Source organism: Actinacidiphila bryophytorum (assembly GCF_016916835.1).
Taxonomy (GTDB): Bacteria; Actinomycetota; Actinomycetes; order Streptomycetales; family Streptomycetaceae; genus Actinacidiphila; species Actinacidiphila bryophytorum.
The window spans coordinates 1-14,755 of sequence record NZ_JAFFIX010000001.1 but is presented as its reverse complement, the minus strand read 5'-3'; the positions used below and the strand labels follow the sequence as shown (position 1 = coordinate 14,755).

Below are 14,755 nucleotides of genomic sequence, written 5' to 3'. Positions count from 1 at the left end.
CGCACCAGGGGTTTGCGGGGTGAGCGGACAGGGGATGAGGGCGACACTACGCGACGGGTCAAGCCGCGCGCAGTCGTCGGAGTGGGTTGGTGGGCCGTCCCACAGGGCATAACGGGGTAAGCCGTCCCATTACCGCCCCGGCACGGCTTCTGTGCTCCCCGGGCGCACCGCTCCCCAGAACCTGGCACAGTGGAGAGTGCGTACGCAGTGCCGACCCCAGGACTGGCGAGCGTCCCTCCCGGGAACGATTCACCCACCGGGAGCGTTCACCGGACGGAGTGAGGAGACCACGATGACAGTCGACCGGCTGGTGTGCGCGAACTGTTCCGGCCCGGTGGCCGAGGGTCGCTGCCCCGTATGCCGCGCCAACCGCGCCCGCATGCAGCAGGAGCCCGGCTGGTCCTCCATATCCCCCGCGGCCCTGATCGCCCTCCTGGTGGCCCTCCTGGCCGTCGTCCTCGTCGTGGAACACGCCACGGCGTGACCTCGCAGTCACCCTGAGTGACCTCCGGCGGCACGGTCGGACGTGCTGCGCAGTACGCAGAACTCATTGCCCTCGGGGTCCGCGAGCACCGCCCAGCCCGAGCCGTCGGGATTGCGCCGGTCCGCGACAAACCCGGCGCCCAGCGCCAGCAGCCGCTCCACCTCCTGGTCGCGCGAGGTCTCCGGCCGCAGGCACAGATGGATCCGGTTCTTCCCCGTCTTCCCCTCCGGCACCTGGTTGAAGTGCAGCACCGGTCCGTCCTCCGACAGCAGCACCTGCGCCTCCGGATCCCCCGGAAAGTCCTCCGCATGCAACGGCCGCCCGGTGACCCCGCTCCACCACTTGGCCAGCCCATAGGCGTCCGCACAGTCGATCGCGATGTTCTGCACTACCGAAACCATGCGCGCGAGCCTCCCCTATCACCGTCCGCAGCGCAACCGACCTTCACATCGGCCGCTCGACAGTTGCGAAAGACCCGATCCCGCCCGACCCCTGCCATCACGGCTCCTCGCCCTTTACCTGTCCAGCACGCGACGGACAGAACGGGGCGTCTCGTAGGACAGTGCGCCGGACCGTCGGCGGCACCACTCGCGTCCCTCCGGCGAGTTACGACCCCAGCCGTTCGAGATACGCCGAGGGAATTGGATCGAGTTCACGCCTGGAGTGTTCCCCGGGGGAAACGGGATGCGATGGCACACGTCGGCGATCGCAGCGACCTTGCGACCAACGGCAGGAAGCCGGCGCGATCCACGTACTGACCGACCGATACGTCAACGTCTTCCACAGCCCACCCGCGCCCGGAGTTTGCGAACTTCCTCGCCATCCAGTAGCGCCCCGATCTCCTCCGCCCCGGCCCAGGCATGAGCCGAGCCGTCGGCGTCCAGACCCCGTGACACATCCCGCCCGATCGTCCTGATGTCAATCAGCCCCTGCACTGCACATTCGATCAGCAGCGCAGCCCCTTCGCTCCGATTCATCGCAGGCGGGGTGTCAGTTCCACGGTTCCCGGTGAGGGTCCTCACCCAGCACCTTCGCCGCGGCCGCGCAGAGGTCCTTGCCGTAGAGCTGGTTGCTTCCGTATTCCGCGTTCCACAGGTCGGACGCAGCCATGGCCACGGCGCGCCACGACAACTCCTCGTCGACTCGCCATACGCGAATCCGAACGGCCATCTCCGGCGTGATCGTCGCCGGATCCACACCCTTGTACGTCATTCCCACGACCCTAGCCTCGTGGACCACGGTTGTCGTCAGCCGATGTACGTGGGTGCCGGGGACCAGGTCGCCGGCAAGTCCGCGGTCGAATCCCTGGTCACGAGCCGCGGGTAGCGGGACCGCCACCACCGTGCTGGTGGTGACGTCGCGCGCTCGCTCATACCGGAGGACGGGACAGGTGCCGTTGCCAGGCGGAAACGCTCGTCCAGGGCGTCCAACTCGGGTTGGCGTAGCCGCCGGAGGCGACGACCAGCCACCAGGGCGGCACGGTCCCACTACAAAACAGCGAGGCCTGATCAAACGTGCCCACGAAAAGGTTCCTGCTCGACCATCGCGCCGACACCGCGTTGGTCATTCACCATGCTCCAGGACCTCGATCTCGATCGGCTCCTCTCCGTTGAGGTAGAGAACATACCCGGCCTCTTCGTCGTCGAGCATGTCGATTGGCACAAGCTCCAGGAAATATTCGGGGCGTGGCAGGAACCCGAAGTCCGCAGGCGGATCAAATTTCCCGATTCCCGTAATCCGAACCTCCGTCGGCGGAATCCCTACCAGACATGTATCACCGACCTTCAGTTCTGACGAGTCGGGCTCGAGTCGCCACGGAGTGTTACACCAATCGTAGGCATCGGGGTCACGAGGGAAACCGATGGCGCCATCCCAGCTGTTTTGCGAATCCGGATCCACCTGACGCCACGACCAATTCACAAGAACACGGCGCGCGAGCACTTCTCGGACCTGCGCGTCAAGCGCCTCGGTCGAGATGCGCACCAGGTCTCCGACGGCGTAGCCGAATATTGACGTCAGCTGGACGCTTTCCATCACCTACGAGCCTTCCTGCCAGAAGTACGAGAACGGCGTCTTATCCGCTCGGCCGCCGAAATACCCTGCGCCGCCAAAGCGCATACCCCTGCTGTTCAGCAGGGCATAGCAAGTATCCCTACAGATATTACGCGACGTCCCTCCGAATCCCACGACCTCGTGAGACCCCAGGCTATTCAGGATCGTCTGCTCTGCGTGGCCAGCCCCTTGAACAAACTCTTCACCGCTTCGCAGAGCCCAGGGGGCCGCTCCATCACCGTTGATGGCCACCTTATTGACCCACTGCCGCGTCTTGGTGTTGAACACTCCGATGACAGCGGTAGTGCCGTGCTGAGCAGCATGCGGATAGTCGTTGCGCTGCGATTGAAGCTCTTCGGCTCGCCCTCGCGCCGCAACTGCATCCGCCTCAGTGGGTCCGGTACCGCAGTTGTGGACCAGCACCGAGGTGGTGCCCGCCAGGACATAGTACGAGTGGAGGTCCGTGACCGTGAGGTCGTAGGTGACTGCCTGGCGGTGGTAGTTGCGGACTGTCGTGACGGTGGCCGTCGTGCCGTCGGGCCGGCGGAGGTGGGTGCCCGGGGTCAGGGCGTGGGCTTCGGTCCAGCGGTGGTGGGTGGCGTCCCAGAAGGGGTGGTGCCAGGTGGTGGTCAGGTGGGCCGGCGGGGCGTTGGGGTGGGCGTCGTCGGTGGTCAGGGTGAGGTCGGTGAACTCCTCGTCGGTGTGCGTGACGATGACCTTCTGGACCTTCTCCGGGCGGGTCAACCCGGTCTGAGGATCCGTGGCTTGAACCGCGTCGCCCACCTTCAGATCGGAGATGGCCTTCGGGTCGCCTGACGCCATGGCGACCGGGGTCTGCGCGAGGAAGCTGTGGCACGTCGGCGCCGGGCTCGGGGCCTCCTTGGCGGCCTCGTCGGCCGCCGCCTTCGCGTCGTTCATCGCTGCCGCCGACGAGGCCTCGCGTTTGGCGGCCAGGACGTCTTCCGCGACGTTCAGGGCTTCCTGGGTGTCCTTGACCAGGCCTTCGGCCTTTTCGACCTCGCGCCAGACCTTGAAGGCTTTGATGCCGACCTTGAAGGCCTTGAAGACCTTCGTCCAGGGGACGCTGCCGAGGGCTGTGTTGATGCAGCCCATGACGTTGCCCTCGGTGAAGCAGCTGATGGCGTCGTTGACGCCGATCAGGTCGCCCACCAGGTGGACGATCTTGCTGACCAGGCCTTCCTTGTGTGCCCGGGCGGCGGCTGCGACCTGGCTGGCGGTGTCGGCTGCGCGCTGGGCGGCGGCCGCGTCGTCCTGGGCCTTCTTGGTGGTCGAGGACGCGTCGGGTTTGCCGGGGCTGCTGCTGCCGGAGCCGCCGCCGGGCTGCTGGGGGCGCTTGTTGCCGAAGATGAAGTGCCCGTTGTACATCTGGCACTCGTAGTAGCGGCAGTCCTCGGGCTGGTTGCCGCTGGGGTCGGACAGGGTGACGGGGCTGTTGTCGGCGTAGGCGTAGGCGTTCAGGGACTGCGGGTCGCCTGGTGCGAGCAGCGGGTCGGGGGTCAGGAAGCGGCCGGTGGTGGCGTCGTACTCGCGGGCGCCGAAGTTGGTCAGGCCGGTGGTGTCGTCCTGCTGGCCGCCGACGTAGCCGCGGGTGCCGAGCCAGCCGCTGGTGGCGGTGCGGGTCTGGCCGAAGGGCAGGTACTGGCGGCGGGTGAGGGTCTGGGTGGCGGCGTCGATCTGCAGCTGCCCGGTGCCCTGCCGGTCGGAGACGACGTAGGCGAAGGTGCCGTCGGAGGAGTGGACGGCGACGGGCTGGCCGGCGATGGAGATGTAGCGCACGCCGGTGATGCCGGTGGCGCCGGCCTTGAGGGTGATCTCCTCGTCGCCGAGGTAGGCGGTGGCGCCGGTGGCGTCCCGCCGCACCAGCAGGTTGCCGTCGGCGTCGTAGACGTAGGTGGTGTCGCCTGCGGTGCCGGTCTGCTGGAGCTTGGCGAGCTTGCCGGCGGTGTTGAAGGTGAAGGTGTCGGTGCCGGCCTGGGTGGTGCGGGTGGCGACGTTGCCTGCCTGGTCGTAGGTGTAGGAGGTGACGGCGTCGGTGACGGGTGCGGCCGGCGCGTGGGTGGCGACCTGGGCGAGGGCGTGGGCGGGGCCGCCGGTGGCCTTGGCGTCGGTGGAGGTGGCGACGGTGTCCTGGGCGGCGTCGCCCGCGAGGTCGTGGTCGGTCTGGGTGGCGCGGTCGCCGATGGCGTCGTAGGTCCAGGACTGCCAGTACGGTGCGGGGCCGCCGATGGTGGCGGCGGAGCCGGCGGCCGGGGTTGCCGCGCAGGCGTCGGTCGCGGTCCAGGCGGCGGACAGCCGCTGGGCGCCGTCGTAGCGGAAGCACTGGGTGTCGGTCTGCCCGGTGTCGAGCTGGTCGCTGATCCGGGTGACCTGGCCGGCGGCCTTGTAGGTGTAGGTGGTGTTGTCGGCGCGGACGTGCCCGGACTGGGTGACGGTCAGCTGGCCGGCCAGCCGCCGGGTCTGCTCGTCGTAGGAGTACGTGGTCTGGGCGAAGTTGCCCGAGGGTCCGAAGGTGAACTGCTCGGGCTCGTCGTACTCGGTCCAGGCCAGCTTGTCGACGTAGTCCCAGCTGCCGACGTCGCCGCCGGCGGAGGTGGGCCGGCCGAAGGTGTCGTAGCCGTAGCTGACGGTCTCCTGCGGGAGGGAGCCGGCGGCGCCCTCGGTGTAGGAGTGCAGGTTGCCGGTCGGGGTGTAGGTGCGGTCGGTGATGTACGTGCCGGCCGGGTTGCCGTCGCCGGCCGGGATGATCGTCTCGGTGGAGCCGGTCCAGCCGTGGCTGTCGTAGCCGAGGATCTTGCTGGTGTACGCGAGCCCGTCGTCGTAGCTGGTGGACGAGGTGGGCAGGCCCTTCTTGAGGGTGTCGTACGTCCAGGAGGCGAGCCGGTTGCCGGTGCCGGGGGCGGCGCCGCCGGTGGTGTCGTACGTCGCGGTGGGGCGGCCCAGCTCGTCGTACGTGCTGGTGACGGTCCTGCCGCGGGCGTCGGTCGCGGTGAGCTGCTGCCCGGTCAGGTCGTAGCTGCTGGTGCTGGTGCCGGTGTCCGGGTCGGTCTGCGAGGTCTTGCGGCCGAGCATGTCGTAGCCGGAGGACCAGACGTTGCCGTCGCCGTCCTTCAGGCCGGTCTGGTGGCCGGACTTGTCGTAGGTGTACGTGATGGTGTCCGCGGAGCCGCTGGGCGTGGTGCCGTGGTAGGTCAGCAGTTTGACGGTGCGTCCGCGGCCGTCGGTGAAGGTCGAGGTGGGCGAGGCGCCGTCGGGCGGGGTGACGTCGGTGCGGTCGGAGCCGGGGTAGGCGGTGGTGGTGCGCCAGGTCTCGGAGCCGAAGGTGTACGCGGCCGAGGCGGTGACGCGTCCTGCACCGTCGTAGAAGGTGGCGGTCTCGTTCGCGACCTGGTCGTCGGGGGCGTAGACGAGCGTGCCGTCCGGCGAACCCTTCGTGTAGTAGGGGCCGTTGGCCTTGACCGTCCAGCCGTGGTCGTCGTAGGCGATGTCGCTGATGACCCGGCCGCCGTCGACGGTGGCGGTCTGCGTCTCGCGCGGGCGCAGCAGCGCGTCGTAGATGCTGACGGACGTCTGGTACGTGGTCGCGCTGCCGTTGTCGACCAGCGTCCTGGTGGTGACGGTGGACGGCGCGCTGTTGGACAGGCCGTAGGTGTAGGTGACGTTGGGCTGGGCGCCGAGGGACTGGGAGAAGCCGGCGTCCCAGCCGGCGGTGATCCGGCCCAGCGGGTCGTAGGTGCTGCTGGTGGTGTAGCCGGAGACGTCGGTGGTGGCCAGCGGCAGGCCGCGCGCCGGGTCGTAGGTGGTGGTGGAGCTGAAGCCCTGCAGCTGCCCTGTGACCTGCGGCTCGGTCGTCTTGATCCTGGTGGGTGCGGCGCCGGTCGCCGGGGTGTAAGCGGTGGTGGTGCGGTGGCCGAGCGCGTCGGTCTGGCTCAGCGGCCGCCCGTAGATGTCGTAGTCGGGCGTGTTGGTGCCGGGCAGCGTGGTGGTGCTCGCGGTGACGTAGTGCGGTGTGCCGTCGGCGGCGGCGGAGTCGGCCTTCTGCACCTTGGTGACGTCGGCGGGTCCGGTGACCGGGGCGGTGCTGTCGGTGGCGCCGTCGTAGAAGATCACGTCGTCGCTGAGCAGGTCGCCGGGGTAAGCGGGTGTGGCTCCGCACCCGACGCCGAGCGAGGTGATGCGGCGCGGCGCGGGCAGCAGCTGCCCGCTGCCGCCGGTGGCGTAGGCGGTCTTCTCGCAGCGGTCGTCGGCGGTGGTGGACAGGTCGCCCTTGTCGTCGACGGCGAGCACCAGGCCGGTGTCCGCGTCGTGCGTGTAGTCGGTCTCGTCGGTGATAGCGGTGCCGTCGGCCTTGGTGGTGGTGGCGCGCTCCTGGGCCATGCCGAGGATGTGCGCGCTGACCGGCCCGAGGCCGGCCTTGGTACGGGTCTGCGTCGCGGTCGCGGCGCTCGCCCACGGGACGGTGACGGCGTCGGAGAGCAGGGCGCCGCCGTCGCCGTCGTAGTTGCGGGCCTCGAAGACCTGGCCCGCGTACCAGTCCTTGTCGGTGGCGGTGACGTCGCCGCCGGCCGAGGTCAGGGAGACGCTGCGGGTGCCGCCGGACGTCTTGTCGCCGTCCATGCCGCGGAAGTAGTTCAGCCGGGTGAGGGTGGTGCCGGTGGTGTCGGAGCCGGTGCGGGTCTCGACCTGGCCGAAGCCGCGCCACTGGTTCCAGGTGCGGTACTTGGCCGGGGTGCCGGGCTCGTCGGCGAAGTGCCAGGCCGGGTCGCCGACGTAGGAGTAGACGGTCTCCATCGGCTGGCCGCCGCCGGTGGGGTCCTGCTCGGTGACGGCGTGCACCAGGTACTTGTTGAACCAGTCGAGCTGCGGTTCGACCTGGCCGGGCGGCGTCCAGTAGACGGGGTAGCACAGCAGGTGGTTGTCGTCCGCGGCGCCGGGCAGCACGGTGGTGCCGGACCGGTGGCACTGCGGGACGGTGTACTGGACCTGGACGACCTCGCCGGTCTCGGTGGTGATCGTCGTCAACCGGTAGCGGGCCAGAGGCTGGTAGCCGTCGAGCCCGTCGACGCGGTTGACCATCGCCTGGCCCGCGAAGGTGACGGGCTCGGTGGCCAGGGTGCCGCCGTCGAGGCCGGTGCGGGTGATGCCGGTCAGCCACGCGGTGGGCGTGGTGGTGTCCTTGGCGTCGGCGGGCGGCGGGAAGGCGTGGGTGAGCGCCCAGGAGTCGACGTTCTGGTAGCCGGTGCCGACCAGCACCTGGGTGCGGATGCCGGTGAGCCAGCGGGTGGTGAAGTACGCGGGGCCGTGGTTGTTGCAGGTGCCGGTGGACGCGCAGATCTGGTCGGCGGGCACGTCGGGCCAGTGCGCGGCGTTGGCCGCGGTGAGCTTGGCGGGCGCGCAGTCGAAGTCGGTGCCGGGCAGGCAGCGTTCTGCGGTGTCGAAGAAGACCTGGGCGGCGGCCGGGGTGCCCGCGGTGTCGTAGACCTTGCCGGCCCGCTGGCCGTACTGGATCTTCGTCAGGTAGCCGCCGCGGGTGTACGGCGCGGGGGACGTGGTGTTGTCGGGGCCGTAGTAGCCGGTCTCCGGGGTGTACCAGTAGCTGACGGCGTTGCCGTGGTCGTCGGCCACGTAGTCCAGATTCCACCGGTAGGCCTGGTTGCAGGCGGAGGCGGTGAAGGTCGAGGCGTGGCAGGGCTCGCCGGTGTCGTTGCCGTAGACGCGGGCGGTCCACACCGAGTTGGTGACCGGGTCGTCGGCCGCGGTACCGTGGTCGGACCAGCCGGGCAGCTGGTTGCGGCCGAAGTAGTACGTGGTGCCGTCGGTGGTGGTGACGGTGAAGTAGCGGTGCTCCTGGTCGGCGTTGACGGTGTCGGTGGCGACCTTGACGATCTCGCCGGAGTCGCCCTGCGGGTGCCAGGTGCCGGTGGCGTCGTCGTGGACCAGGGTGTTGGAGGCGCCGTTGAGCGACAGGGTGACCGTGTCGGCGGCGTCCGACCAGCACTGGTCGCCGGTCTTGGGGCTGCCGCCCGCGGTGTCGTCGGCGCAGCCGGTGTAGGACTCCTCGACGAAGCCCGGCGAGTACTCCCAGCCGTCGCCGATCCAGGACGCCTGCGGCGAGGTCGTGGAGGTGCGGCCGTCGATGCTCTGCGAGCTGTACGAGAGCCCGACGGACGGCTGCAGGCCGCCGGGGACGTCGGGCACGCCGATCGGGTACGACCAGGAGAAGTCGCCGGTGGCGCCGCCGCCGGACCACTGGCCCGAGGGCGAGAGCGACGTGGCCGAGAAGCTGCCACCGCCGCCCGAGGCACCCGCGGCGGCGGCCAGCACCGCGGTCGTGGACAGCGGCACCACGGCGGAGACCACGTGTGTGCCGCTGTCGTTCGTGGAGGCCAGCGGGGTTTCCGTCTGGCAGGAGGGCAGGTCGGGGGTGGTCAGCGCGCACGCGGGCAGCGACACCAGCCGCAGCCGGGAGCCCCAGTCGGCGCCGTAGGCGTCCTTGAAGGCGCCGTAGTCCAGGCTGACCTGGACGTCGCCGGTGCCGGTGGCGCCGTCGGTCCGCGCGACCTGCAGGACCAGGCCGCCCAGGTGCAGGCGCTGGGCGGCTTTCTGGTCGGCGACGGTGACGCGGGCGTGGGTGACGGGGGTGACGGGGGTCCGGGCGGCGGCCTTCCCCTGGGCCTTGGCCTGCGCCTTTACCGGCGTCCTCGGGGGCGCCTGGGCCAGGCGCACCGGGAGGGCCGCGGCCCGTGCGGCGGCCGGCGTGACCGCGACGTCGGCGCTGCCGGCGGCGGGCCAGCTGCGGTGCGCCGCCGCCGGGTCCCACGCCGGCATCGCGGGGACCTTGACGCTGCGGTGGGCGACCGGCTCTACGGGTACGACCCGCTCCTTCTTCGGCTTGACGTCGTAGTGCGGCGCGGCGGCCTCGGCGGCGGGGCCGCCCGTCACGAACGGCACGACCAGCGCGAGCAGGGCGGCCCACAGGCCCCAGGCCCACGATTTGCGCGCACCCGCCGCCGAACGACGACGCATAGGCATGCCGATATGACTGCGCACCGCAACCCCCCAAGGCGTGGACCAGCAGAAGGCAGAAGCTAGCAACCCGCACCCCGGAACGGGATTTCCCGGGGAGAACAAACGGCAAAGGTTTGGCCTTCGAAAAACCATGGGCAGGTCAAATGTGCAGGACGTTGCCGGGTAAATCATGGGATGCGGCCCTTTACGCCCAGGAGCGACATATCCGATTCACCGGGGCAACGCCGGTCACACAAGGCTCACAAGGCCGCTGGCCATCGGCGTGATGTGACTGGGCGTCACGTCCTTGCGACTACTTGTGGAATCGAACAGACAGCAGCTAGCTTGCTCCGGGTTGTCTCTCGATAACGGCTCGGGCCAGGGGTGGGGGAAATGCGTCAACGAATGAGTTTGCGCTGCAAAAATTCAGGGAAGCGCGGACGCTGGAAGTCCGTTTTCATTGCCGGCGTTCTTGTTGTGGGAATTATGCCGGGGTTCGCGCTCGCGGGCGCGGGACCGGCCGCGGCGGACAGCGCGAGCACGCCGCCGGCGTCCGGCGGGCAGGGCACCGCGGCGCCGCTGCCGGACGAGCCCGCCCGCACACCCGGCGTACCGCTGGCGCCAAGGGACGACGCCGACGGCTTGACGGCGGCGCAGCGCAAGGCCCTGCAGGCCGCGCACGACCGCGCCGCCGCCGACGGCACGCCGGTCACCGTCGACGCGCTCACCACCGGGACGTCCACGACGACCGCGAACCCCTCCGGCACCACGACGTACAACGCCAGCCTGCTGCCGACCAGGGTCCGCAAGAACGGCGCCTGGACGCCGGTGGACGCGACCCTCGTACGCAACGCGGACGGCACCTACAGCCCGGCCGCCGCGGTCGGCGCGCTCCGGCTCTCCGGCGGCGGGACGTCCGCGCCGCTGGCGGCCATGGGCTCCGGCGCCGAGCGCCTGGCCTTCGGCTGGCCCACGTCGCTGCCCGCACTGCCCGCGCCGACCGCGGCAGGCGACGCCCTCACCTACGCCGGCGTGCTGCCGGACGTGGACCTCAAGGTCACCGCGACCACACTCGGCGGCTTCTCCGAGGTGCTGGTCGTCAAGACACCCGCCGCGGCGGCCGACCCGCGGCTCGGCACCCTGACCCTGGCCACCACCGGCACCGGCGTCACCGTCAGGAACGCCGGGCGGGACGGCCTCGCCGCGGTCACCGCCGACGGCGCCGTCGCCTTCAGCGCCCCCGCCCCCCTCATGTGGGACTCGGCGCGGGCGGCCGGCGCGACCCCGGCCCGTACGATGTCGCCCGCCGCGCACGCCAGATCCGCCGTCCTGCCCTCCGCCGCGGCCCCGCAGCCCGGTGCGCACACCGCGCCGCTGGGCGTACGGGTGGCGGCCGGCGCGCTCGCCCTGACCCCCGACCGCGCCCTGCTCACCGGCAAGGACACGGTCTACCCGGTCTACATCGACCCCACATGGAACCCGCACCCGGCGTCCGGTTCGCGCCAGCACTGGGCCGAGGTCCAGTCCGGCTGCCCGACCACGTCCAACTACGACTCGACCAAGTACGGCGACCCGGGCGTCGGCGACAACGTCTACTCCGGCTGCGTCGGCATCGAGCGCTCGTACTTCCAGCTCGGCATTCCCTCCGGGATCTGGGGCACGCACATCGTCAGCGCGGTCATCAACACCACCGAGACGTACGCGGCGCAGTGCGACACGACCAGCACCGTCACCATGTACCTGACCTCGGCGATCAGCTCCAAGACGACCTGGAACGCCAAGCCCGCCGCCGGCACGAAGATCGACAGCCACTCCTTCGCACCCGCGTGCAGCAGTTACGTCTCCGGCGGCTTCGCGGCCACCTCGACCGTCGCCAGCGCGGCGGCCGGGCACTGGTCGTCGCTGACCTACGTGCTCATCAACGGCAGCGAGTCCAACGGCTACCACTTCAAGCGGTTCGCGGCGAACCCGTCGGTGAGCATCACCTACAACCACGTCCCGAACCCGCCGGCCACGCCGACCGTCAAGCTCAACTCCTCGACGTACGGCTGCGCCACCGCGACGCCCTACCCGATCCTCGGCAAGACCGTCGCCACCACACCGCCCTCGCTGACCTCCGTCGTCTCCGACACGGACAAGGACGCACTCCAGGCGACGTACACCTACTGGGTCGGCTCGGCGGCCAAGGCCACGATCAAGAGCAAGGACGTCTCCAGCGGGCAGTCCGCCCCCGCCACCTTCCCGCTCACCTACATCAAGGGCCTCGCCGACGGCAGCACCGTCAACTGGCAGGTGTCGGTGACCGACGGCAAGGACACCAAGGCCAGCACCTCGACCTGCCACTTCACCGTCGACCAGCGCGCCCCCGCGGAGCCGGACGTCACCGCCGACGTCTACCCCGACCTCGACAAGGACGGCGGCCCCGGCGCCCCCGCCGGCACCCCCGGCACCTTCACGGCGCACGTCGACCCGGGCTCCACGCAGAACGCCGCGGCGAAGTTCGTCTTCGGCCTCGACGTCGCTCCCCCGACCACGGGTGCGCCCGCGAGCCAGACCAAGACCGCGACCAACAGCACCGCGACGTACACGGCGACCCCGGTCGCGCCCGGCACGCACACGCTGTTCGTCTACGCGCTGGACTCGGCCGGCAACGAATCCCCCATGCACGAATACCACTTCACGTCCGTGGGACACGCCGCACAGACCTACCCGAACCTGGCCGCCGCCTTCAACAACACCGCGATCTCCGACGACGCGGCCCCGACGGCCGCCGACATCGACGGCAAGGGCTACTCGCTGTCCAAGCAGGAACTGCAGTCCAAGGGCTGGCAGCCCGGCGGCAAGATCACCGTGGACGGCGCGACCTTCACCCTGCCGGACTTCGGCACCGGCGCAGCCGACAACGTGCTCGCGGCCAACCAGACCATCACGATGAGCGGTCAACAGGGCAACGCCCTGGTCTTCCTGGCCACCTCCACATACGGCGGCAGCGCAGCGGACCACGCCCCCGCCGACCACAGCAGCCCGTACGTACCCGACGGCACGGACGTCAGCGCGACCAACTGCTCGTACGGCTACGACAACGAGCACTACAGCGACTGCAGCGAGGCCTCCGGCACGATCACGTACGCCGGCGACACGGCGCCCCAGTCGTACTACCTGGCGGTGCCGGACTGGAGCACGGGTCCCTCGTCGCTGGGGGCGACCGGCTTCGTCAAGCTCAACTCCCCCACGGGCCAGGTCACGACGACCAACCACAAGATCTACGCCTTCGCGGTCCCGCTGGCCCCGGGCGCCCAGGTGTCGTCGGTGACCCTCCCCGACCTGAGCAGCAAGGCGCAGGCTTTCGTGCCCGGCCTGCACATCCTGGCGATGGCGGTACGCGACACGACGTCCGCCGGGGGCGGGGCCTCGTGGACGGGGGCGTGGAGTTCGCCGAACATGAACCTGCCGTACAACTTCATCGGCGGTCAGGACTACAGGGACCAGACGTTCAGGCTCGCGGTCACGCCGAGTGTCGGCGGAGCCAGTGTGCGGGTCAAGCTGTCGAATCGAGGCAACTCGACGCCGCTCACCATCGACCACGTGACCTTTGCCCAGCGGAGTGCCGGTTCTGCGGCTGCCGACACCCCGGCCACCATGACGTTCGGCGGCTCCACGAGCGTGGTGCTTCCGTCCGGAGGCGAGCTGTTCAGCGATCCGCTGGGCGCGTCGGTCACCGCGAACCAACCGGTCCTGGTGAGCTTCCACCTGGCCGACACGGTGCACTACATCCCCGAGCACGCGTGGGCCTCCGAGGCGGTGAACTACATCAGCGCAGTGGGCAGCGGTGATCACACGGAGGACGTGGCAAACACCGCGTTCACCGGCACGGGAGTGACGTGGGGCTACTTCACCGACGTGGTCACCGGCCTGGACGTTGTCTCGCCAGGCAACCAGCCCACCGTCGTCACCATTGGTGACGGTTTGATCGACACCAACATCACAGGCACTACCGGGGTGGGCGGTGGTAACGCGCTGGGCGCTTCATGGCGGTTGGGAGGTAGGACTGCACGCGCCCTCCAGACCAACACTCAAGGCGTTCCGAACCTCGGTGTCCTGGCTGCCGACCTCGCGACCAATCGGATAGCCACGGATATGACACAGGGCTGGGGCGGCAATTCGCTGCTGTCGCGTCTCGACGACCATGTCCTGTCCGATCCCGGTGTCACGACAGTGGTGATCGCCCAAGGGCTTCAGGACATCGTGGGCGGCAGCGACGACACGTCTCTGACCAGCGCCTACCAACTGCTCCTCGACCAGTTGCAGGCCTGGGGGATCAGGACCGTCATCATGACGCTGACGCCCTGCGAGGGGTACGCGCCCTGCACGGACACCGTGGACGCCTATCGGCAGACGGTGAACGACTGGATCAGCGGGGTATCGGCAGGCAACCCGCCGGGACAGACCTACGTGGACGCCAACGCGGGCGTCGCCGTGGACGATCCGGCCAGCACCGCCACGCCCCCGGAGCAGCAGCTCAGCAACCAGGCCGCGCCGCTGGACTTCGACTCGGGTGACCACGTCAACCTGTCGGTCGACGGCTACGCAGCGGTGGCGCGGACGATCACCGACGATCTGACGGTGCTCGTACCGCCGCAGGCCCCCGCGCCTTAGCGAGCGCGAGGCAAAGGGGCGGGGCCGGAACGCAGATGCGTTCCGGCCCCGCCCCTTCGGTGTGTCAGACCGCGTTGCGGCGGCCGGCCGCCAGACGCGGGGTCAGGCGGAAGCCGATGCCGCCCGCGATCAGGGTCGCGGCGCCGATCAGCAGGAACGTGGTGCCGTTCGAGCCGGTCTCGGCGAGCTGGCTCGTGGTGTCGCCCTGCGCGACCGGCTGGGTGTTGTCGGTGCTGGTGTCGTTGCCGCAGTCGACGCTCTCACCGGTCAGCGTGCAGGTGTTGCCGTTGCCGTCGGAGTGCGTGCCGCCCGTGGTCGTGGACCCGGTCGAACCGCCGTTGTTCCCACCGCCGTTGTTGCCGCCACCGTTCTGGGTGCCACCGTTCTCGGTGCCACCGTTCTGGGTCCCGCCGTTCTCGGTGCCACCGTTCTGGGTCCCGCCGTTCTGGGTCCCGCCGTTCTCGGTGCCACCGTTCTGGGTCCCGCCGTTCTCGGTCCCGCCGTTCTCGGTCCCGCCGTTCTCGGTCCCGCCGTTCT

6 protein-coding genes and 1 pseudogene are annotated in these 14,755 nt (G+C 69.9%); 2 read left to right on the top strand and 5 right to left on the bottom strand.

Going from position 1 to position 14,755, the window contains the following annotated elements:
- Window positions 1–292 precede the first annotated feature (292 nt).
- On the top strand, window positions 293–484 hold the full coding sequence (locus tag JT723_RS00035) for a hypothetical protein (protein WP_033176262.1): 192 nt from the start codon (window positions 293–295) through the stop codon (window positions 482–484).
- Window positions 485–492: 8 nt separating this feature from the next.
- Here the strand turns inward: JT723_RS00035 and JT723_RS00030 are convergent, their stop codons facing one another.
- From JT723_RS00030 to JT723_RS00015, 4 genes are all read right to left on the bottom strand, one after another.
- Window positions 493–885 carry a VOC family protein gene (locus JT723_RS00030; RefSeq protein WP_205042126.1) on the bottom strand — a complete coding sequence of 131 codons (393 nt, stop codon included), beginning with the start codon at window positions 883–885 and terminating at the stop codon, window positions 493–495.
- Window positions 886–1,474: 589 nt separating this feature from the next.
- Window positions 1,475–1,696, bottom strand: coding sequence for a hypothetical protein (locus JT723_RS00025; protein WP_205042124.1), 222 nt, complete (start codon window positions 1,694–1,696; stop codon window positions 1,475–1,477).
- A gap of 351 nt (window positions 1,697–2,047) precedes the next feature.
- Window positions 2,048–2,518: a hypothetical protein gene (locus tag JT723_RS00020; protein WP_205042123.1), complete on the bottom strand. Its 471-nt coding sequence runs from the start codon at window positions 2,516–2,518 to the stop codon at window positions 2,048–2,050.
- A gap of 3 nt (window positions 2,519–2,521) precedes the next feature.
- On the bottom strand, window positions 2,522–9,580 hold the full coding sequence (locus JT723_RS00015; protein ID WP_240164868.1) for an RHS repeat-associated core domain-containing protein: 7,059 nt from the start codon (window positions 9,578–9,580) through the stop codon (window positions 2,522–2,524).
- A gap of 468 nt (window positions 9,581–10,048) precedes the next feature.
- Here JT723_RS00015 and JT723_RS00010 point away from each other — a divergent pair, with 468 nt between their 5' ends.
- Entirely contained in the window at window positions 10,049–14,218 is a 4,170-nt protein-coding gene (locus tag JT723_RS00010; protein ID WP_205042122.1) for a beta-sandwich domain-containing protein, read from the top strand.
- Between the two features lie 64 nt (window positions 14,219–14,282).
- Here JT723_RS00010 and JT723_RS00005 read toward each other — a convergent pair.
- Window positions 14,283–14,755 (bottom strand): annotated as a pseudogene (locus JT723_RS00005) (hypothetical protein); the annotation flags it as partial.